Genomic DNA, 19,622 nt, shown 5'->3' on the forward strand with positions numbered 1-19,622 from the left:
TTTTCTGTTATGTCTAAGTCTTTCATAAAGTCCAGCAGCATTGTCGCTGCAATGACCTTTATTTCAAGAATCTTAGGGCTAGTTCGAGATTTTATTATTGCAAGACTCTTTGGAGCTAATGAGCTAACTGATGCATTCTTAGTAGCGTTTAGAATACCTAATTTTTTTAGGCGTCTATTTGCCGAAGGTGCTTTTTCGCAAGCCTTTTTGCCAATTTTGGCAGAGTCAAAAGCTAATCAATCTGATGAAGAGGTTCAATTAGTAATTAATCATATTGCTACTAAATTACTTAGCATACTTATGATTATTACTCTTATTGCAATTGTAATAGCGCCAATCATAATACTTTTATTTGCATGGGGGTTCTACTTTAAAGCTGATGCAACTCAGTTTAATTTAGCCTCTGATATGCTTCGAATTACTTTTCCTTATTTGCTTTTAATATCTCTTACAGCCTTATCTGGATCTATCCTTAATACTTATGATAATTTTATAATTCCAGCATTTACTCCAGTATTACTAAATGTTTCATTAATCCTTAGCGCTGTATTTTTATCTAAATACTTGTCCACGCCAATTATGGCCCTAGCCTGGGGCGTTCTCATTGGAGGAATTATACAGCTTGGCTTTCAAATTCCATTTTTAAGAAAAATAAAACGACTGCCTAAATTACAGTTTGGTCATCATAAGGCACTTTCAATACTTAGAAAGAGAATGCTTCCAGCCTTGTTTGGCGTATCAGTCTCTCAAATTAATTTATTAGTTGACACAATGATTGCATCAACCCTTATAGCTGGAAGTGTCTCATGGCTATATTATTCAGATAGGTTACTAGAGCTTCCTCTAGCTTTAATTGGTATTGCTTTAGCTACTGTTGCACTGGCAAAACTGAGTAACTATCATGCAAAAAATGACACTAAAAACTTTATAAACACAATTGATAAAGCTCTTATATATGCAATTTTATTAGGACTTCCTGCTTGTGCTGGTTTAGTTCTGCTTGCAGAAGAACTAATAATTACGCTTTTTCAATATGATGCATTTGATGCCTTATCTGCTAAAAAAACATCTTTAAGTTTACAAGCTTATGGCTCTGGCTTAATGGCGTTCATTGCAATAAAAATCTTTGCGCCAATTTTTCTATCACAAGGAGACACCAAAACTCCTGTTAAAGCTGGCGTAGTTGCAATGGTTTCAAATATAGTTCTAAATTTAATATTAGTTCAGTACTTTGATCACATTGGCTTAGCAGCGGCCACATCAATCTCAGCGCTAATTAATGCTGCAATTCTATATTTTTTCTTAATAAAGCAGTCAATATTTAGGTTTCATATTACTTTTTATAAAATGCTAGTTAAAGTAATATTTGCAGTCACTATAATGTCGCTGTATATTTATTACTTTGATTCAAGTATAGACCTTTACCTAGAATCCTCTCTAATAGAGAGGGCTATACTTATTTCAAAAACTATTACCATTTCAATAGCAATATATTTTTTAACGCTTTATACACTTGGAGTTAGATTAAAACAATTATGAAAGAAGTTCACTGCATTAAATTAGATACAAAGCTAGAAGGACTCGAAAGAGCACCCTACCCTGGCGATCTCGGTAAAAGGATACTGGATTCAGTCTCTAAAGAGGCTTGGCAAATGTGGCTTGACCACCAAACTATGTTAATTAATGAAAATAATTTAAACTTATTTGATGAGTCATCACAGAGCTACCTAAAAGAACAAATGGAAAATTACTTTTTTTCAGAGCAAGACATTGATCAAATTGAGGGTTATGTACCAAAATAATTATATGGAAATTTGATTAAAAAATGTCTAATCTATTTATAGTAGCAGCTCCCTCAGGATGCGGAAAAACATCTCTTGTTGAGTCATTAATTAATAATACTACAAACCTATGTGTCTCAATATCTCATACGACACGAAAGCCTAGAGCCGGTGAGATTAATGGAACTAATTATCATTTTATTTCAGTTGCTGAATTTCAAAAAATGGTGAATGATGATGCATTTATTGAGCATGCTGAAGTCTTTGAAAACTTCTATGGGACTTCTAAAAAACTAATTAATGACAATCTTGACAATAACATAGATGTCATCCTTGAAATTGACTGGCAAGGTGCCCATCAAGTTAAGCAGAACTTACCTAGTGCAATTAGTATATTTATTTTACCACCTTCAAAAGAAGCACTAGAACTTAGGCTCAAGAATAGGGCTCAAGACGATGAGCTAATCATCAAAAAAAGAATGCTGGATGCAGAAAATCAAATGAGTCATTATAGTGAGTTTGATTATCTAGTCATTAATGACAATTTTAATGCTGCTTTAGCTGATCTAGAGTCAATAATATCCTCTTCAAATAATCTATCTAAGCGCGCTCACCTGTCTTTAGAAGAGCAGTCAATCAAACACAAAAAACTACTTAAAAAATTGATATAACTGAAAAATTTGGTATAATTTACCCCTAAATTATCATTTTAAGAAGATTTATGAGTGATTTTGCATTATCGATAAAAAATACATCTAGAGATCTAGAAGTACAAAAGTACCCTCCAATTCTAACTCCAGAGCAAGAATATGAGTTGGCTATTGAACTCTATGAGAATGGGAGTTTATCTGCTGCACAAAGACTTGTTCTTGCTCATATGAGATTCGTTGCCTTTATTGCGCACAGCTATAAAGGGTATGGTCTTGAAAATGCTGATCTAATTCAAGAAGGCACGATTGGTTTAATGAAGGCGGTTAAACGCTTTAACCCTCATAAAAAAGTTAGGCTATCTTCTTTTGCTGTTTATTGGATTCGTGCAGAGATTCATGAATACATCTTTAAAAACTGGAAAATTGTTAAAGTAGCAACAACTAAAGCACAAAGAAAGCTTTTCTTTAAACTCAGAAAAGCAAAGGCAAATATTTTTCAATCTCTAACAAGTGAGCAAGCCAAAATAATTGCAGAAGATCTTGGGGTTAAAGAAAAAGATGTTATTGAAATGGAATCTAGGCTTCAGCTCAACGATGTTGCTTTTGAGGTTAATGATGATGATGATGCTTATACTCCAGAGCACTACATCTCAGATCCAGGTAAAAATCCTGAACAATTAGTATTAAATGATAAAACCCAAGAAGATCAACATAATAAGCTTTATCAAGCGCTTTCTTCTTTAGATGAAAGAAGTATCGATATTTTACAAGCAAGGTACTTGAAAGAAGAAAAATCGACCCTACATACTTTAGCAGACAAGTATGGTGTTTCAGCTGAAAGGGTTCGCCAACTTGAAAACAAAGCTATTAAAAAGCTTAAAGAACGTCTAGAAGGCCAAGTAAACCTTTAACGACAAATTTTGTAGTTCAACACCAGGAGAGAATATGGAAATCCGTCCCTTACATGACCGTGTCATTGTGCGAAGAGTAGAAGAAAAGAAAACAACAGCAAGTGGTTTAATTATCCCTGATTCATCAACTGAAAAGCCTTCTAGAGGTGAAGTTGTTGCAGCTGGAAATGGCAGAATTAGTACCCAAGGAGATTTAATTCCCTTGGATGTGAAGGTTGGCGATATAGTAATGTTTGGTCAATATTCAGGTGCGGAAATCACAGTAGCAGAAGAAAAGCTTCTAGTGATGAGCGAAGATGAAATTGTTGCAGTAATTGAAGAATAAAGGAGAAATATAATGTCAGCAAAAGACGTAAAATTCGGCTCAGAAGCAAGAGATTTAATGATGTCAGGTGTTAACACACTTGCAAATGCAGTTAAAGTGACGCTTGGACCAAAAGGAAGAAATGTAGTTATTGATAAATCATTTGGTGCTCCATCAATTACTAAAGATGGTGTTTCAGTTGCTCAAGAAATTGAACTTGAAGGTAAGTTTGAAAATATGGGCGCTCAAATGGTTAAAGAAGTAGCATCAAAAACAAATGATATTGCTGGTGACGGAACTACTACAGCAACTGTACTAGCTCAGTCTTTAATCTCAGAAGGAGTTAAGTCAGTCGCAGCAGGAATGAACCCTATGGACCTAAAAAGAGGCATTGATAAGGCTACTGAAGTTGTTGTTGCAGCGTTACAAAAAGCATCTCAACCTTGTAAAGATAGCGAAGCAATTGCTCAGGTTGCAACTATTTCAGCAAATTCAGACACATCTGTTGGTGAAATTATTGCTAAGGCAATGGAAAAAGTTGGAAAAGAAGGTGTAATTACTGTTGAAGAAGGCTCAACACTTGAAAATGAACTTGATGTTGTTGAAGGAATGCAGTTTGATCGTGGATATCTTTCTCCATACTTCATAAACAATCAAGAATCTATGACTTCTGATTTAGAGCATCCATATATTTTGCTTCATGATTCTAAAATTGCAAACATTCGTGACTTACTGCCAGCACTAGAAGCAGTTCAAAAAGCTGGCAAACCACTTCTAATAATTGCCGAAGATATTGAAGGTGAAGCGCTTGCAACTCTTGTTGTTAATAACATGCGTGGCATTGTCAAAGTAGCTGCTGTTAAAGCACCTGGATTTGGTGATCGCCGTAAAGCTATATTAGAAGATATAGCGGTTCTTACTGGAGCTACAGTTATTTCTGAAGAAGTTGGCTTATCACTTGAAGGTGTTACTGAAGAGCATCTTGGTACTGCAAAACGTATTGAAATTGGTAAGGATAATACAACTTTGATTGATGGATCAGGAGCTAAAAAAGCTATTGTAAGCCGTGTTGGCCAAATTAAAACTCAAATAGAAGCTACTAGCTCTGATTATGATAAAGAAAAGCTTCAAGAGCGCTTAGCTAAACTTTCTGGTGGTGTTGCAGTAATTAAAGTTGGTGCAGCGACAGAAGTTGAAATGAAAGAGAAAAAAGACCGTGTTGATGATGCGCTTCATGCTACACGCGCTGCAGTTGAAGAAGGTGTTGTTCCAGGTGGTGGCGTTGCTTTTGTTCGCGCTATCTCATCACTGAGCTCACTTAAGGGTGATAACAGTGACCAGGACGTTGGAATTGGCATTTGCAGGCGCGCTTTAGAAGAGCCTCTTAGACAAATCGTTTCTAATGGTGGAGGCGAAGCTTCTGTCGTTTTAAATGAAGTCTTAAAGGGTAAAGGAAACTTTGGCTATAACGCAGCCTCTGAAGAATATGGTGACATGCTTAAAATGGGTATCTTAGACCCAACTAAGGTTTCTCGCGCAGCGCTTCAGCATGCAGCAAGCATCTCTGGTTTAATGATAACTACTGAAGCAATGATTACTGATAAGCCTCAAGATTCTGGACCTGCAATGCCTGATATGGGCGGCATGGGTGGTGGAATGCCAGGCATGATGTAAAACTATTTGTCTTTATAAAAAAAGCCCCATTTTTTGGGGCTTTTTTTTGGTATTATGTCAGCCAATTACAACCAATACATCATATGTCTAATTACGACGCGTCATCAATAGAAGTACTAACTGGCCTGGAGCCAGTCAAAAAACGCCCAGGAATGTATACCGATACTGAAAGTCCAAATCATCTCGCTCAAGAAGTAGTTGATAACAGTGTTGATGAAGCTGTCTCAGGCTATGCAACTCAAATCAACGTAACTCTTCATAAAGATAATTCTATGTCTGTTGAAGACAATGGCAGAGGAATACCTGTAGATATTCATCCAAAAGAAGGAACACCTGCTGTTGAGGTTATCCTAACAAAGCTTCATGCTGGCGGCAAGTTCTCAAATGATTCTTATCAATTCTCTGGTGGACTTCATGGGGTAGGAATTTCTGTTGTGAACGCCCTATCGACTTCAATTGAAATCTGGATAAAAAGAGATTCAAAGCAATACTATATGCAATTTGAATCAGGCGCTAAATCAAAAGATTTAGAGGAAATAGGAGAGGTTGGTAAGCGAAATACTGGAACTTTAATAAAGTTCTCGCCAGATCCTCAATATTTTGATACTGTAAAGTTTTCAATCAAAAACTTAAGGCATAATCTTCGCTCTAAAGCAGTACTTTGCCCTGGGCTTGAAGTTAACTTTGTAAATGAAATTGATGAAACAACAGATAAATGGCTATTTGAAGATGGTATTAAAGACTACCTTCAAGCTTCTCTAGATGGGTTAGATTGCATTCCCGCAATACCTTTTGTAATCTCTAGTAAAACGAAAGAGGAGCAGCTTAATTCTGCACTAACTTGGACTGAAAATACAACAAATACTACGGCTGAAAGCTTTGTAAACTTGATTCCTACAATTGGTGGAGGAACTCACGTTAATGGACTCCGATCTGGATTAACAGATGCATTAAAAGAGTTTTGTGAGTTCAGAAGCCTTATACCAAAAAATATTAAATTAACGCCTGATGATGTTTGGCAAAATATTGCCTTTGTATTGTCAATTAAAATTCTTGATCCGCAGTTTTCAGGCCAAACAAAGGAAAGACTCTCTTCACGTGAGTGCGCCTCTTTTGTTTCAGGAGTAGTTAAAGACTCATTTAGTTTATGGCTAAATCAGCATACTGATATAGCTGAAAAAATTGCTGAACTAGCTATCCTTAATGCTCAAATCAGATTAAAAACTGCTAAGAAAGTTATACGCAAAAAAATCGTAAGCGGTCCAGCACTTCCTGGAAAGCTATCTGATTGCACGAGTGTCGATCTTCATCAAACTGAAGTTTTTTTAGTTGAAGGAGACTCTGCTGGAGGCTCAGCAAAACAGGCTAGAGACAAAGAGTATCAAGCCATATTGCCACTTAGAGGTAAAATTCTTAATACATGGGAAGTTGACTCTTCTCAAGTTCTTGCCTCAAATGAAATTCATGATATAAGTGTTGCAATTGGTTTAGAGCCGGATAATAGTGATCTTTCTGGACTTCGATATGGTAAGGTTTGTATCTTAGCTGATGCTGACTCAGATGGACTTCATATTGCTACCCTTATTTGCGCTTTATTTGTTAAGCACTTCCCTAAGCTAGTTAAAGAAGGTCATGTCTATGTGGCAATGCCGCCTCTATATAGGATTGATGCAGGAAAGCAGGTATTCTACGCCCTAGATGATAAAGAGAAAGACGCATTTGAAGCCAAACTTGCAAAGGAAAATAGTCGTCAAAAAATTCAAGTTCAAAGATTTAAAGGATTAGGTGAGATGAATCCAAAGCAGCTTAGAGAAACAACCATGCAGCCAGATACTAGAAGATTAATTCAGTTGACTCTTAATCACCCACTTCAGGTTGCAGAAACTATGGACATGCTGCTTTCTAAAAAAAGAGCTTCAGACCGTAAATCTTGGTTAGAGACCAAAGGTAACCTGGCAAATGTCTAAAGCGATTGTTTTGTTATCTGGTGGCTTAGACTCAACAACCGTACTTGCAATTGCAAAAGCTCATGATTTTAAATGTTATGCGCTAAGTTTTGATTATGGTCAAAAGCAAAGCTCTGAGCTAGAATCTGCAAAAACTATTGCCAAGCAATCTAAAGTGGTAGAGCATCGCATTATGAAAATCTCCCTTGCTGATATTGGAGGCTCTGCTTTAACAGATGACAAAATAGATGTTCCAAAGTACTCTAAAAGTGATGAAATCCCTGTCACTTATGTCCCAGCCCGAAATACTATTTTCTTATCTTTTGCACTAGCATGGGCTGAAGTAATTGACTGTCAAAAAATTTATATTGGTGTTAATGCTCTTGATTACTCTGGCTATCCTGATTGCAGACCTGAATTTATTAAAGCATTTGAAGATATGGCAAATCTGGCAACAAAGCAATCTGTTGAAGGTGAAAAAATTGAAATTAAAACGCCTTTAATTAGTATGACCAAAGCAGAGATCATCCACAAAGGATTAAGTCTTGGTGTTGACTACTCACAAACTATTAGCTGTTACCTAGCTAACTCAAATGGAGAGGCTTGTGGCGAGTGTGATGCATGCGTACTTAGGATAAATGGCTTTAACAATGCAAACATTAAGGATCCAACTTTTTATCAATAAATATTTAAAATTTAGCGCTATTTAAATGTTTTTTGAAGATAAAATATAAACTTTTAAACAATTTAAGGATTTAACTCAAAATGAGTATTGAAGATAGAGTACGTAAAGTTGTAAGTGAGCAGTTAGATGTTAGTGGTGAAATTGACAATAATGCTTCATTTATCGATGATTTAGGGGCTGATTCATTAGATACTGTAGAACTTGTAATGTCTCTTGAAGAAGAGTTTGATTGTGAAATTGCAGACGAAGAAGCAGAAAATATTACTACTATTCAACAAGCAATAGATTATATCAACGCAAACACTTAATAAACTTCAATAAATCTTATAAGGCGTTTACTTTAAAAAGTAATACGCCTTTTTTTACGCAACATTTATCTCTCAAATTAAATAACTTATATAAATTTACTTTGTTAACTTTAAAAGAAAATCTACTATGAATAAAAGAAGAGTTGTAATTACTGGATTAGGTATTGTAAGCCCAGTAGGTAACAATGTTAATGATGCTTGGGCTAATATTATTAATGGCGTTTCTGGTATAGCGCCAATAACAAATATAGATACTGAAATTCAAGCTGTTAAATTTGGAGGGGCTGTTAAAGAGTTTGATGTGTCTCAATACTTAAGCCCTAAAGAGGCTAAAAAAATGGATATATTTATTCATTACGGTATGGCGGCTGGAATTCAAGCTTTTAAAGATAGCGGCATTGAAGTAACAGACGAAAATGCTGAGAGAATTGGAGTTGCAATTGGTGCTGGCATTGGTGGATTAACTACAATTGAAAAAACAGCAGATCTTTTTAGAGAGAAAGGGCCCAAGAGAATCTCCCCATTCTTTGTACCCTCTTCCATTATCAACATGGTCTCTGGGAACATGTCTATCAAATTTGGTCTTAAGGGTCCAAATTTTGCAATTGTAACTGCGTGTACAACCGGAACTCATAATATTGGTGATGCCTCAAGAATAATTGAATATGGTGATGCTGACGTTATGATTGCTGGAGGAACTGAAATGTCAACAACTAACTGTGGCCTTGGGGGCTTTGCTGCAGCTCGAGCACTCTCCACTAGAAACGATGACCCAGAAACTGCTTCAAGACCTTGGGACGTTGATAGAGATGGCTTTGTTCTTGGTGACGGTGCAGGCGTTGTCGTTCTTGAGGAGTATGAGCACGCTAAAAAACGTGGGGCACACATTTATGGAGAACTTACAGGATATGGCATGAGTAGTGATGCATATCATATGACGCTTCCATCAGAAGGCGGCGAAGGTGCTGCAAGATGCATGAAAAATGCTATGAATAATGCCGGTATCAATCTTAATCAGCTAGATTATATTAATGCTCATGGAACCTCGACTCCAGCTGGTGACGCCGCTGAAACAGAGGCCGCTAAACTAGCTTTAGGTACACACTCAAAAAATATTGTTATGAGCTCAACTAAATCAATGACTGGCCATCTTTTGGGCGCTGCAGGCGGTATTGAAGCAGTATTTACAACTCTTGCAATTAGAGATCAAGTAGCACCTCCCACAATAAATATATTTAATCAGGACCCACAATGTGACTTAGACTATGCTGCGAATGAAGCAAGAGAAATGAAGATTAATCATGCAATTTCAAACTCTTTTGGGTTTGGCGGGACTAATGGCTCACTTGTTATATCTAAGGCACCTTAAAAGAACTCTAGTCCTCTAGTATTATTTCCTCAGAACCAGCTAAATTTGAATCTGAAAATAGTGATTTAATATCTGGAAATAGCTTGTAAATTCTTATCGCCCCGTTAGTTACACTATTTAAAGCCTCTTTCTTAAGAATAATTAATTGCCAACTAGTGTCATTAGATTCATATTTGAAGGCGCCGCCAATAACAGCTAAAGCAAGAATTGCACCTAACAAATACTTAATCATCAGTTTTTTCCACTAGCGAAAACAAATAAATCATATTTTACCAAGTTTATATATCTTAAATTGAAATTCCAGAAGACTTTAAGAGGCCTTCCATTTTAGGCTTGCCGCCACGAAATTTGATGTATTGCCCCATAAAGTCAAGACTACCACCAACTTCAAGAATAAATCTTCGGAAATCATCAGCAGATTTAGACTCAATTCCACCATTATCTTTAACAAATTCATAAGCATCTGCAGCCAACACCTCAGCCCATTTATAGCTGAAATACCCAGCTGCATAACCACCACTAAAAATATGGGAAAAAGAATTAAGGAATCTATTCTCATCAATAACTGGAACTAAAGCGGTTTTCTCTCTCACGCTATCTAGAACTTTATATGTATCTAGATTTGAAATATGAGTATTTATATCCCATAGCGAAAATTCACACTGCCTAAGCATCTGCAGTCCTGATTGAAAGTTTTTAGAGTCAATCACTTTATTAAATAATTCTTCAGGTAATTTTTCACCCGTTTCCCAGTGACCCGAAATTAAATCAATTACGCCTCTTTCATAACAAAAATTTTCCATATATTGACTAGGGAGCTCAACGCCATCCCATGGAACACCGCTAATTCCGGCTGCACATGGAAAAGTAACTTTAGTTAATAAATGATGAAGCGCGTGACCAAACTCATGAAAAATAGTCACAATCTCATCAAAATCAAATAACGCTGGCTTACCATCTTTAGGTGAGTTTAAATTACAAACAACAAACGCAACTGGCAAGGAGTCTTTATATAATCCTTGGAAGTCTGACATCCAAGCCCCACCTCGCTTATTTTCTCTTGCATAAACATCAAAATATATTTTTCCAATTGGCCCATCTTCATCCTCTAACATTATTACCCTAACGTCAGGATGATAGCAATCCTCTTCCACCTCAGTAAGCGTTACACTATAAAGATTTTGAATCGTTTCAAATAAACCGCTAAGAACACTACTCTCTGGAAAATATGGCTTTAAATCAGCACTCTTAAAGTTAAACACTTTTTGCTTTAATTTCTCTGAGTAGAACATTAAGTCCCATGGCATTAAATCATGTCCAGCAAAAGCCTCCAGATCTTTCAATTCTGTCTTTGCTTGCAGATGAGATAGATCTACTAACTTCTCTAGAAAATCTATAACGGATTCGGGTGAGTCTACCATTTTGGATTGAACCGAGTATTCTGCATAGTTTGATAAACCCAGAAGGATAGACATTTCTGAGCGTAATTTTAAGATCTCATCCATAACCTTGCGGTTATCAAATTTAACTGGAGTAATCCCAACATCAGACGCTCTTGAAATATATGCTCTATAAACCTCCTCTCTTAAGCCTCTATTCTCAGCATAAGTCATAAGATCAATGTAGACTGGTATTTGAAGACTTACGATGTACTCATCTCCCTCTCTAACCTTGGAAAGCTCTGCCTCACTATATCCATTCAAATCATCAATAGAGACTGACTTTTTCCAGGAGTTGGTTGCTTGTAAAACATTTTTAGAAAACTGATTACTTAAAACGCTTAATCTTTCTTGAATCTCTTTAAATCTTTTAGAATTACCCCCCTTAAGGGCAACTCCTGAAAGCTCAAAACCCTTAATTGAGTCTTTAACAATGTGCTTTTGTTGATCATTAAGACTTGTATTCTTAACTCTTTTAAATGCTTCATACAAGTCTTCATTAGCACCAAGATCACTATAGTAGTTGGAGATTATTGGTAAGGTTTTTTCGTAGTCCTTGTTAAACTCTTCAGAAAACATAACTGCATTAAGATGAGAGTTAACACTCATCTCTTTGCCAATAAGATGTTCGTTATTATCAAGCACACCCACCACACTCTCCCAATCATTACCTTTACTTGCAAGTACCGATTGCTTAATACCATCTTTTACAACTTGGGAAATATTAAGAACGATATCTTTTGGCTTAAAGTTTGGAGTTTGATTGCTATTCATAATAGGACTAATTTAAAAAAGTTAATGAATTTTAATATATTTAGATGACTTTATAGAGCTTGCTGAAAATATTAATTTTTAAGCTTTAATTATTAAAAAACTAAATATCTTTTCGACCTTTAATTATTACTTCATAGCCTTTTTCTTCTGGCTCATCATCAATCATTTCAGCTGGAAAACCATCCCCCAACACTTCAACATTGGCCCTTTCTTCGAGCCTCCTAATGATGTTTGGAGACAGCTCACGTGGCCCGTATCTCTTCTCACCATCTTTAAAAATCTCAACAATTAAAGGGGCAATTTCTAAATCTAATCCTTTTCTCTGAGCAAGCTCATTAAAAATCCCAATATCCTTAGAAACCAAATCCATTGTAAAGCTTATATCTCTGCTACCATTTAGAATAACCTGAGATTCAGTTTCATGGACAAATGAAGTTCCAGAAGATGCTTTGATCGCCTCATAAGTTACGTTCATATCCATTCCAAGCATCTTCATTGTTGTTAGCGCTTCTGCTATCGAAGCAAGGTTAACTGTAGCCAAATAATTGGTCATAACTTTTAGAGTTGAGGCTGTACCTAAGTCACCAGTATGAAGAACTCGTCTACCCATGGTAGTTAGTATTGGCAAAGCTCTTTCAAAAGCCTCTCTTGAGCATCCAGCAAAGATTGAAATATTACCTGTATCAGCCCTATGGCAGCCTCCTGAAACAGGGCAATCAATTGGCAATGCACCAATTTCTTCAACTAAAGCACCAATTCTTCGAATCTCAGCCTCATCTGTAGTGCTCATCTCAAGCCAAATTTTCCCTTTGCTTAATCCCGATAAGATCCCATCAGAAGATTCCATAACTTCAGAGCAGGCTTTTGGAGAAGGTAAACAAGTAATAATCACATCACATCTCTTTGCCATTTCTTGAGGCGAGCCAACACTCTTTACTCCTCTTTCAATAAACTCATTAACAAGAGAAGAGTTAAGATCATGAACTGTAAGGTCAAAACCATTTCTTAAAATACTGCCTGCAAGTTTGCCACCTGCATTCCCTAAACCAATAAAACCTACTTTCATCTAAATCTCCAAAAAACTACAAATTTTTAATCGTCATCAACATAGTAAGGTTTTGTATCCATCGAAAGATGGAGCTTTTTTCCTTTATAGGGTGAATTCGCTTCAATAACTTTAAGGTTAAGATCTATCCCTAATCCTGGTTTATCTGAAGGAATAATATTTCCTTTACTCCAATCAAGAGGCTGCATCAGTACATCTGAGTGAAAGCCATCCCAAGTCCCAATACTTTCCATAATTAGGAAGTTTGGTGTTGCAGTAGCGAGTTGTATACTAGCTGCAGCTCCTACTGGTCCATTATAAATATGCGGGGCAATCTGGGCATAAAAAACTTCAGAGAGGCTCGCAATTTTCTTAGCCTCTAAAATACCGCCAACTCGCCCTAAATTCATTTGAATTATTGACGCAGAGTTATTTTTTAAAATATCAAAAAACTCATACTTTGTTGTTAAGCGCTCTCCAGCAGCAACTGGAATACTTGTCTTACTTGCAACTTCTGCCATTGCACTTGACTGGCCGGGAGGAACAGGCTCTTCAAACCACAAAGGGTCAAACTTTTCAAGCCTCTTTGCTAGCCGCACAGCTGAAGCGGGAGTTAACTGCCCATGAGTTCCAATAAGAAGGTCACAGTTATCTCCAACAGCCTCCCTTACTTTTTGGCAATAATTTTCGCAGTGCTTTAAGCGGCTCAGTGATATTTGATGTCCAGAATATATTGAATAAGGTCCAGCTGGATCAAACTTAACTGCACTAAAGCCCTGCTCCATAAAATTTATAGCAGACTCAGCGCCTAAGTCTGGATCATCGTAATTAAGCACTCCATTTTTGTCTTTTGGGTATAGATATGTATATGACCTTAGCTTGTCATGGACCTTGCCTCCTATAAGCTCATATATTGGCTTATTTGCAGCTTTTCCAATAATATCCCAACAAGACATCTCTAGACCACTTAATACCCCCATCATTGTCAAATCCGGCCTTTGAGTAAAGCCACTTGAAAAACACTCTCTGAAGAAGCGCTCAATATGATGCGGGTCATGGCCCTTTAGGTATCGCTCAAAGACATCTTCAGTTGCCTTAACAACAACTTCAGGATGAAAGGAGGCCGAATATATCTCTCCAATCCCAACGATGCCGCACTTAGTTTCAATAGAAAGGAAAATCCAATACATTCCCCCAATATGAGGTTTTGGGGTACCAACTACATAAGTATTTAATTTTACGACTTCCATGCCATATTTTTAGTAATTTATATTTATGTAATTTTTATACGGGTTTATAAAAATAAGCAAGTTATTTTGTTTACGATAAATTATTTACTTTACGACGCCCTATTAGGTCGCCCTGATCGTTGGGTTTTTTGCCAATCTGAATCAATCCATACATCGGCTTCAGAAGCTTTGAGTGGCTTATTTCCTAGTACGATATCCGCCATTTTTTCAGCTAACATAATTGTTGGCCCATTAAGATTACCATTTGGAATTGTTGGAAATATAGAAGAATCAATTACTCTTAACTTTTCAATACCATTTACTTTGCCTTGATTATCAACAACAGTCATAGGGTCACTTAATTCACCCATTTTGCAAGAACAAGATGGGTGATAAGCGCTTTCAACATTTGCCCTAACCCAAGAATCTATTTGATCATCACTACTAACCTCTAATCCTGGGCTTGCTTCACCCGCATTATATTCATCCAATGCTGGCTGACTTAAAACCTCTCGAGTCAATCGAATACAATCACGCCAATCTTGTCTATCTTGCTCGCTCTCCAAATAGTTAAATAGGATTGTTGGCTTATCTTGCGGGTCTGAGCTATTAATCTTAACGCTGCCCCGACTGCTAACTTTGTTGACGCCTGCATGAACTTGATACCCATGCCCCTTCATTGCTGCGTTTCCATCATATCGCATTGCAGCTGGGAGAAAATGATACTGAATATTAGGCCACTCAAGGCCTGCACGAGATCGAATAAAACCACAAGACTCAAAATGATTTGTTGCGCCCAGCCCTGACTTAGATAGAATCCAGCGCACACCAATAAGACCCTTACTAAATAAGTTTAATTTACTGTTAAGTGTAATTGGTTTTTTACAATGATATTGAAAATATACCTCAAGATGGTCCTGGAGATTCTCGCCAACACCCGGCAATTCGTGTTGCAGCAAAACTCCAGCATCTTTTAGGACATTTTTTGGGCCAATCCCAGATAACTGAAGTAGCTGAGGTGAACCAATTGACCCAGCACAAAGTATCACCTCTGTATTCGCATTCAATATTTTAGTTTGGCCGTTAATTGAATACTCAACTCCAGTTGCAACTTTATTCTTTAGAATTACTCGCTGAACAAGCACTCCAGTTAGTATTGTAAGGTTTGATCTATTTTTAGCTGGTTTAATATAGGCATTTGATGTAGAAGAGCGAACACCACTTCCAACGGTCATGTGCATTGGACCAAAGCCCTCCTGTTGCTGGCCATTATAATCCGCAGTTTCAGGATAACCAGCCTCCACTCCAGCCTCAATAAAGGCTCGATAAAGGGGATTTAATTTCATGTTATTACCATTTGAAGTTGCCACAGGACCGCTACCTCCACGGTAGTTATCTTCGCCCAAATGCCATTTTTCAGAGCGCTTAAAATATGGCAGACAATTTTTGTAGGACCAACCCTCTGCCCCTTGCTCCTCCCATTGGTCAAAATCACGCGCATGGCCTCGCACATATACCATTCCATTTATGGAGGAAGAACCTCCCATCACTTTGCCTCTAGGACAATGCATTTTTCGATTATCAAGAAAAGGCTCTGGCTGAGTATGAAATTGCCATGCATACTTATCAGTATTCATAGGGTATGACAGTGCAGTTGGCATTTGAATCATTATGTTTTTATCACTACCTCCATTTTCTAGAAGTAATACTCTATTTTCACCAGACTCAGTCAAACGATTTGCCAAAACGCAGCCCGCCGAACCGGCACCTACAACAATATAATCGAACTCATTACTCATATATTTCTTAGCCTATATTAATAAGGACTCTCAACGTCATCCAACCGAACAAAAATACTTTTAATTTGTGTATAGCTCTTCAAAGTTTCGGGGCCATTTTCACGGCCTATTCCAGACTCTTTATAGCCTCCAACTGGCATCTCAGCAGGAGAATCTCCCCAACTATTAATCCAGCAAATTCCTGCCTCTAATTGATTAATAACTCGGTGCGCCCGATTAATGTTTTGCGTAAAAACGCCAGCCGCTAAACCAAACTTAGTATCGTTTGCCCTGCCAATTACTTCTGCCTCATCATCAAAGCGCAGAATGGACATTACTGGCCCAAAAATTTCATCAGTAACATGCTCAGAATCGTCTTTACAATCTGCAAAAATTGTTGGCTCTACAAAAAACCCATTTTCTGTTTCTTTGGATTTATGGCGATTTCCACCAAGAACAAGTCGAGCGCCTGATTTTTTAGCTTTATCAATATAATCCATAACCTTATCAAGATGCTTTGAGCTTATTAAAGCGCCCATCTGAGTATCTAAATCCATTGGATCACCTAGTTTTATTTTTTTACTTCTCTGACAGACTTTTTCTATAAATTTATCGTAAATACCAGATTGTACAAACACCCTTGTTCCATTGGTGCAAACCTCACCTTGAGTATAGAAGTTTGCAAGAAGCGCTCCAGAGATTGCATTATCAATATCAGCGTCATTAAAAATAATTAATGGCGACTTGCCTCCAAGCTCCAAAGTTACCTCTTTAAGGCTTCCAGCTGCATCTGCCATTATCTTCTTTCCCGTTCCACTTTCTCCAGTAAAAGAAATTTTAGCAACTCTTGGATGTCGAGTTAAGTACTGGCCTACGCGATAGTCACCTTGGACGACATTAAATACTCCTGGAGGCATCCCTGCTTCTGTATATATTTCAGCAAGCTTTAAAACGCTAAGTGGAGTTTCTTCAGAAGGTTTAAATACCATTGAATTCCCAGCAGCCAAACAAGCAGCAGATTTCCAGCAAGCAATTTGAATAGGATAGTTCCAAGCACCAATACCAGCACAAACCCCTAAAGGCTCTCTTTTTGAAATGTAAAAGGTACTCGAGTTTAAATCTTGCTGAGCGCCCTGCAAACCCGGGGCAATGCCCGCATAATATTCAATTACATCTGCACCAGAATGGATATCAACACAATTAGCTTCCTGTAATGGCTTGCCGCAATCAGCAACCTCTAATGCAGCAAGTTCATTGTTTCTTTCACGCAAAATAGAAACTGCTTTGAGTAAGATTCGACCTCTTTCAACGGCCGTCATCTTGCTCCACACAGCAAAACCCTTCTCAGCTGATTTAATAGCTGCCTCAACATCACTCTCACTAGCTTGGTCTATAAGAGCTATAACTTGCCCATTTGCAGGATTAATAGACTCAAAAGTTTCACTAGAATTAGATTTTAAATAGGCGCCATGAATATATAAATGTTCTATCATAAACCTTAATAAGTATCAAATTGTAAAAAACAATGATACATTCTATGAACTCACTGTAAGTAAATTAATTAATCAAAATATTAAGGCATTACAATGTTTTGAAGCTGATCGTTAAGCAGCTGAAGAAGAATTGATTTTTGGTAATCGTCAAATCGGCTAATAGGTCCTGATACTACAATAGCACCAACAAATTTATTACTATTAGAAATAACAGGTACGGCGAGTGCAAAGAGCGCAGCATTATGTTCATTTATTGACAAGTAATAGCCTTTATCACGAATATCTTTATAAAAACCCTGCTTGTCATTTTTACGCTTACCAAAAGCTAAGATAATTCGCCCAGAGGCACCACGATTTAGTTCTAAACGAGAGCCCTGCTCAATGTTATGTCTGATCTCATCTCTTGAGTGCGCTCTATATAAACATATACGCATATTATCTTCTTCAACAAAGAAAGATGCAGTTTCATCAGATATATCTCTGATCCTATCAACTATAGGACGTATCTGCTCAAGATGATTACTTTGCGTATATATAGCGCTTAAATAAAGAGCCTGAGTTCCCACAACGTACTTCTTATTCTTAAGTCTTGAAACGTAGCCATAATCTTCAAGCGTACTTAGAATTCGATATGCAGTTGAGACATTAAAATTTAACTGATCACAGATCTCCTTTATTGAGAATTGAGATTTATCCAATGAAAACATTGACAAGATTTGTAAGCACTTTTCGATTGCGTTGTAACTTTTATCAATAGACCTAGGTTTCATTTTATTTCATATTATGAAAAAATTATATTATATAGTGAAACTATTTGATCATATTATCTTTTAATTGGTATTATTCAAATATAAGTAAATAGTAGCTATTTCAGAAGCTTGAGTAGATAAAAGTAATATAAACACAACCAAATTAAAAGGAGATACTAATGAATAGAGAAGAGCAAATTAAAGCCCTAGAAAAAGATTGGAAAGAAAACCCTCGATGGTCGAACGTAAAGCGTACTTATTCTGCAGAAGATGTTGTTAGGCTCCGTGGATCTGTTCAACCAGAATGCACTTATGCCAGAAGAGGCGCTGAAAAGCTATGGGATCTTGTTAATGGTTCAGCTAAGAAAGGCTATGTAAACTCTATGGGCGCTATTACTGCAGGACAGGCTATGCAGCAGGCTAAAGCTGGAATTGAAGCAGTCTACCTTTCAGGCTGGCAAGTTGCTGCTGATGGAAATACATCTGAAACAATGTATCCAGATCAATCACTCTACGCATATGACTCTGTCCCTACAATGGTTAGACGAATTAACAACACCTTTAAAAGAGCGGATGAAATTCAATGGGCTCAAGGAATTAATCCTGGTGATGATAAATTTATTGATTTCTTTTTGCCAATTGTGGCAGATGCAGAAGCTGGATTTGGAGGCGTATTGAATTCATTTGAATTAATGAAAAATATGATTACTAGTGGTGCTGCTGGAGCTCACTTTGAAGATCAATTGGCTGCAGTTAAAAAATGTGGCCATATGGGTGGTAAAGTTTTAGTTCCAACTCAAGAGGCAGTTCAAAAATTAATATCTGCTCGCTTAGCTTCAGATGTTATGGGCGTCCCTACACTCCTTCTTGCAAGAACTGATGCAGAGGCTGCTAACCTTCTAACTTCAGATGTTGATCCTTATGACGCTCCATTTGTTACCGGGAAAAGAACTGCTGAAGGGTTTTATATCGTTAAAAATGGATTAGAGCAGTCAATATCAAGAGGAGTAGCTTACGCCCCTTATGCTGACCTAGTTTGGTGTGAAACTGGGAAACCAGATCTTGGCTTTGCGCGTGAATTTGCTGAAGCTGTTTTAGCTGAAAACCCTAATCAGTTGCTTGCATACAATTGTTCGCCATCATTTAACTGGAAAAAGAATCTAAGTGACAGTCAAATTGCATCTTTCCAAGAAGATATTTCAGCGATGGGATATAAGTATCAATTTATCACTTTGGCTGGAATCCATAACATGTGGTATAACATGTTTGACCTTGCATATGATTACGCAAAAGGTGAAGGCATGAAGCATTATGTGAATAAGGTCCAAGAGCCTGAGTTTGATGCTGCTAAGAAAGGTTATACTTTTGCATCTCATCAGCAAGAAGTTGGTGCAGGATATTTTGATGACGTTACAACTGTAATACAGGGTGGTGAGTCATCGGTTACTGCATTAAAAGGTTCAACTGAAGAAGAGCAGTTTAGCTAA

Annotated in this window: 18 protein-coding genes; 11 read left to right on the forward strand and 7 right to left on the reverse strand. The window is 37.2% G+C overall.

The features are described 5' to 3' along the window. Window positions 1–9: 9 nt before the first annotated feature. From murJ to fabF, 10 genes are all read left to right on the forward strand, one after another. Window positions 10–1,539: a murein biosynthesis integral membrane protein MurJ gene (murJ, locus tag ABXT51_RS04985; protein WP_416694138.1), complete on the forward strand. Its 1,530-nt coding sequence runs from the start codon at window positions 10–12 to the stop codon at window positions 1,537–1,539. Then, window positions 1,536–1,802, forward strand: coding sequence for an oxidative damage protection protein (locus ABXT51_RS04990; RefSeq protein ID WP_416694140.1), 267 nt, complete (start codon window positions 1,536–1,538; stop codon window positions 1,800–1,802). The genes murJ and ABXT51_RS04990 overlap by 4 nt, the downstream gene beginning before the upstream one ends. Window positions 1,803–1,825: 23 nt before the next feature. Further along, window positions 1,826–2,452 carry a guanylate kinase gene (gmk, locus tag ABXT51_RS04995; RefSeq protein WP_416694142.1) on the forward strand — a complete coding sequence of 209 codons (627 nt, stop codon included), beginning with the start codon at window positions 1,826–1,828 and terminating at the stop codon, window positions 2,450–2,452. A 50-nt stretch (window positions 2,453–2,502) separates the two neighbouring features. Continuing rightward, a complete protein-coding gene (rpoH, locus tag ABXT51_RS05000) occupies window positions 2,503–3,342 on the forward strand; it encodes an RNA polymerase sigma factor RpoH (RefSeq protein ID WP_416694144.1) in 840 nt (279 codons plus the stop codon). A 34-nt stretch (window positions 3,343–3,376) separates the two neighbouring features. Continuing rightward, entirely contained in the window at window positions 3,377–3,667 is a 291-nt protein-coding gene (locus tag ABXT51_RS05005; protein WP_416650812.1) for a co-chaperone GroES, read from the forward strand. A 12-nt stretch (window positions 3,668–3,679) separates the two neighbouring features. After that, a complete protein-coding gene (groL, locus tag ABXT51_RS05010; RefSeq protein ID WP_416677085.1) occupies window positions 3,680–5,320 on the forward strand; it encodes a chaperonin GroEL in 1,641 nt (546 codons plus the stop codon). An 83-nt stretch (window positions 5,321–5,403) separates the two neighbouring features. After that, entirely contained in the window at window positions 5,404–7,287 is a 1,884-nt protein-coding gene (gene parE / locus ABXT51_RS05015) for a DNA topoisomerase IV subunit B (RefSeq protein WP_416694146.1), read from the forward strand. After that, the gene (gene queC / locus ABXT51_RS05020; RefSeq protein ID WP_416694148.1) at window positions 7,280–7,951 is read left to right on the forward strand and encodes a 7-cyano-7-deazaguanine synthase QueC; all 672 of its coding nucleotides are present in this window, start codon (window positions 7,280–7,282) and stop codon (window positions 7,949–7,951) included. Before parE ends, queC begins: the two co-directional genes overlap by 8 nt. An 80-nt stretch (window positions 7,952–8,031) precedes the next feature. Then, complete coding sequence (gene acpP, locus ABXT51_RS05025) at window positions 8,032–8,259, forward strand: acyl carrier protein (protein WP_020024381.1); 228 nt, start codon at window positions 8,032–8,034, stop codon at window positions 8,257–8,259. Between the two features lie 127 nt (window positions 8,260–8,386). Continuing rightward, window positions 8,387–9,628: a beta-ketoacyl-ACP synthase II gene (fabF, locus tag ABXT51_RS05030; protein ID WP_416694150.1), complete on the forward strand. Its 1,242-nt coding sequence runs from the start codon at window positions 8,387–8,389 to the stop codon at window positions 9,626–9,628. A 7-nt stretch (window positions 9,629–9,635) separates the two neighbouring features. On the opposite strand, the gene ABXT51_RS05035 is transcribed toward fabF, so the two are convergent. The 7 genes from ABXT51_RS05035 to ABXT51_RS05065 form a co-directional block, all read right to left on the reverse strand. After that, a complete protein-coding gene (locus tag ABXT51_RS05035; protein WP_416694152.1) occupies window positions 9,636–9,860 on the reverse strand; it encodes a hypothetical protein in 225 nt (74 codons plus the stop codon). A 55-nt stretch (window positions 9,861–9,915) separates the two neighbouring features. Continuing rightward, window positions 9,916–11,841, reverse strand: a complete 1,926-nt coding sequence (locus ABXT51_RS05040; protein WP_416694154.1) for a M3 family metallopeptidase — start codon at window positions 11,839–11,841, stop codon at window positions 9,916–9,918. Window positions 11,842–11,941: 100 nt separating this feature from the next. Beyond that, a complete protein-coding gene (locus tag ABXT51_RS05045) occupies window positions 11,942–12,907 on the reverse strand; it encodes an NAD(P)-dependent oxidoreductase (protein ID WP_416694156.1) in 966 nt (321 codons plus the stop codon). A 26-nt stretch (window positions 12,908–12,933) separates the two neighbouring features. Beyond that, window positions 12,934–14,136: a mandelate racemase/muconate lactonizing enzyme family protein gene (locus ABXT51_RS05050; protein ID WP_416694158.1), complete on the reverse strand. Its 1,203-nt coding sequence runs from the start codon at window positions 14,134–14,136 to the stop codon at window positions 12,934–12,936. Window positions 14,137–14,225: 89 nt separating this feature from the next. After that, on the reverse strand, window positions 14,226–15,914 hold the full coding sequence (gene betA, locus ABXT51_RS05055; protein WP_416694160.1) for a choline dehydrogenase: 1,689 nt from the start codon (window positions 15,912–15,914) through the stop codon (window positions 14,226–14,228). Window positions 15,915–15,931: 17 nt separating this feature from the next. Then, entirely contained in the window at window positions 15,932–17,386 is a 1,455-nt protein-coding gene (betB, locus tag ABXT51_RS05060) for a betaine-aldehyde dehydrogenase (protein WP_416694162.1), read from the reverse strand. Window positions 17,387–17,466: 80 nt separating this feature from the next. Then, window positions 17,467–18,156 carry an IclR family transcriptional regulator gene (locus tag ABXT51_RS05065; protein ID WP_416694164.1) on the reverse strand — a complete coding sequence of 230 codons (690 nt, stop codon included), beginning with the start codon at window positions 18,154–18,156 and terminating at the stop codon, window positions 17,467–17,469. Window positions 18,157–18,314: 158 nt separating this feature from the next. On the opposite strand from ABXT51_RS05065, the gene aceA reads away from it, so the two are divergent. Further along, window positions 18,315–19,622: an isocitrate lyase gene (gene aceA, locus ABXT51_RS05070; protein ID WP_416686167.1), complete on the forward strand. Its 1,308-nt coding sequence runs from the start codon at window positions 18,315–18,317 to the stop codon at window positions 19,620–19,622.

This window comes from Candidatus Pseudothioglobus sp. Uisw_050_01, assembly GCF_048085775.1.
Lineage (GTDB): Bacteria > Pseudomonadota > Gammaproteobacteria > PS1 > Pseudothioglobaceae > Pseudothioglobus.

Excerpts from the sequence above, each read along its gene's own strand:
- murJ (WP_416694138.1), top strand. The coding sequence starts at position 10 with ATGTCTAAGTCTTTCATAAAGTCCAGCAGCATTGTCGCTGCAATGACC.
- ABXT51_RS04990 (WP_416694140.1), top strand. The coding sequence starts at position 1,536 with ATGAAAGAAGTTCACTGCATTAAATTAGATACAAAGCTAGAAGGACTC.
- gmk (WP_416694142.1), top strand. The coding sequence starts at position 1,826 with ATGTCTAATCTATTTATAGTAGCAGCTCCCTCAGGATGCGGAAAAACA.
- rpoH (WP_416694144.1), top strand. The coding sequence starts at position 2,503 with ATGAGTGATTTTGCATTATCGATAAAAAATACATCTAGAGATCTAGAA.
- ABXT51_RS05005 (WP_416650812.1), top strand. The coding sequence starts at position 3,377 with ATGGAAATCCGTCCCTTACATGACCGTGTCATTGTGCGAAGAGTAGAA.
- groL (WP_416677085.1), top strand. The coding sequence starts at position 3,680 with ATGTCAGCAAAAGACGTAAAATTCGGCTCAGAAGCAAGAGATTTAATG.
- parE (WP_416694146.1), top strand. The coding sequence starts at position 5,404 with ATGTCTAATTACGACGCGTCATCAATAGAAGTACTAACTGGCCTGGAG.
- queC (WP_416694148.1), top strand. The coding sequence starts at position 7,280 with ATGTCTAAAGCGATTGTTTTGTTATCTGGTGGCTTAGACTCAACAACC.
- acpP (WP_020024381.1), top strand. The coding sequence starts at position 8,032 with ATGAGTATTGAAGATAGAGTACGTAAAGTTGTAAGTGAGCAGTTAGAT.
- fabF (WP_416694150.1), top strand. The coding sequence starts at position 8,387 with ATGAATAAAAGAAGAGTTGTAATTACTGGATTAGGTATTGTAAGCCCA.
- ABXT51_RS05035 (WP_416694152.1), bottom strand. The coding sequence starts at position 9,860 with ATGATTAAGTATTTGTTAGGTGCAATTCTTGCTTTAGCTGTTATTGGC.
- ABXT51_RS05040 (WP_416694154.1), bottom strand. The coding sequence starts at position 11,841 with ATGAATAGCAATCAAACTCCAAACTTTAAGCCAAAAGATATCGTTCTT.
- ABXT51_RS05045 (WP_416694156.1), bottom strand. The coding sequence starts at position 12,907 with ATGAAAGTAGGTTTTATTGGTTTAGGGAATGCAGGTGGCAAACTTGCA.
- ABXT51_RS05050 (WP_416694158.1), bottom strand. The coding sequence starts at position 14,136 with ATGGAAGTCGTAAAATTAAATACTTATGTAGTTGGTACCCCAAAACCT.
- betA (WP_416694160.1), bottom strand. The coding sequence starts at position 15,914 with ATGAGTAATGAGTTCGATTATATTGTTGTAGGTGCCGGTTCGGCGGGC.
- betB (WP_416694162.1), bottom strand. The coding sequence starts at position 17,386 with ATGATAGAACATTTATATATTCATGGCGCCTATTTAAAATCTAATTCT.
- ABXT51_RS05065 (WP_416694164.1), bottom strand. The coding sequence starts at position 18,156 with ATGAAACCTAGGTCTATTGATAAAAGTTACAACGCAATCGAAAAGTGC.
- aceA (WP_416686167.1), top strand. The coding sequence starts at position 18,315 with ATGAATAGAGAAGAGCAAATTAAAGCCCTAGAAAAAGATTGGAAAGAA.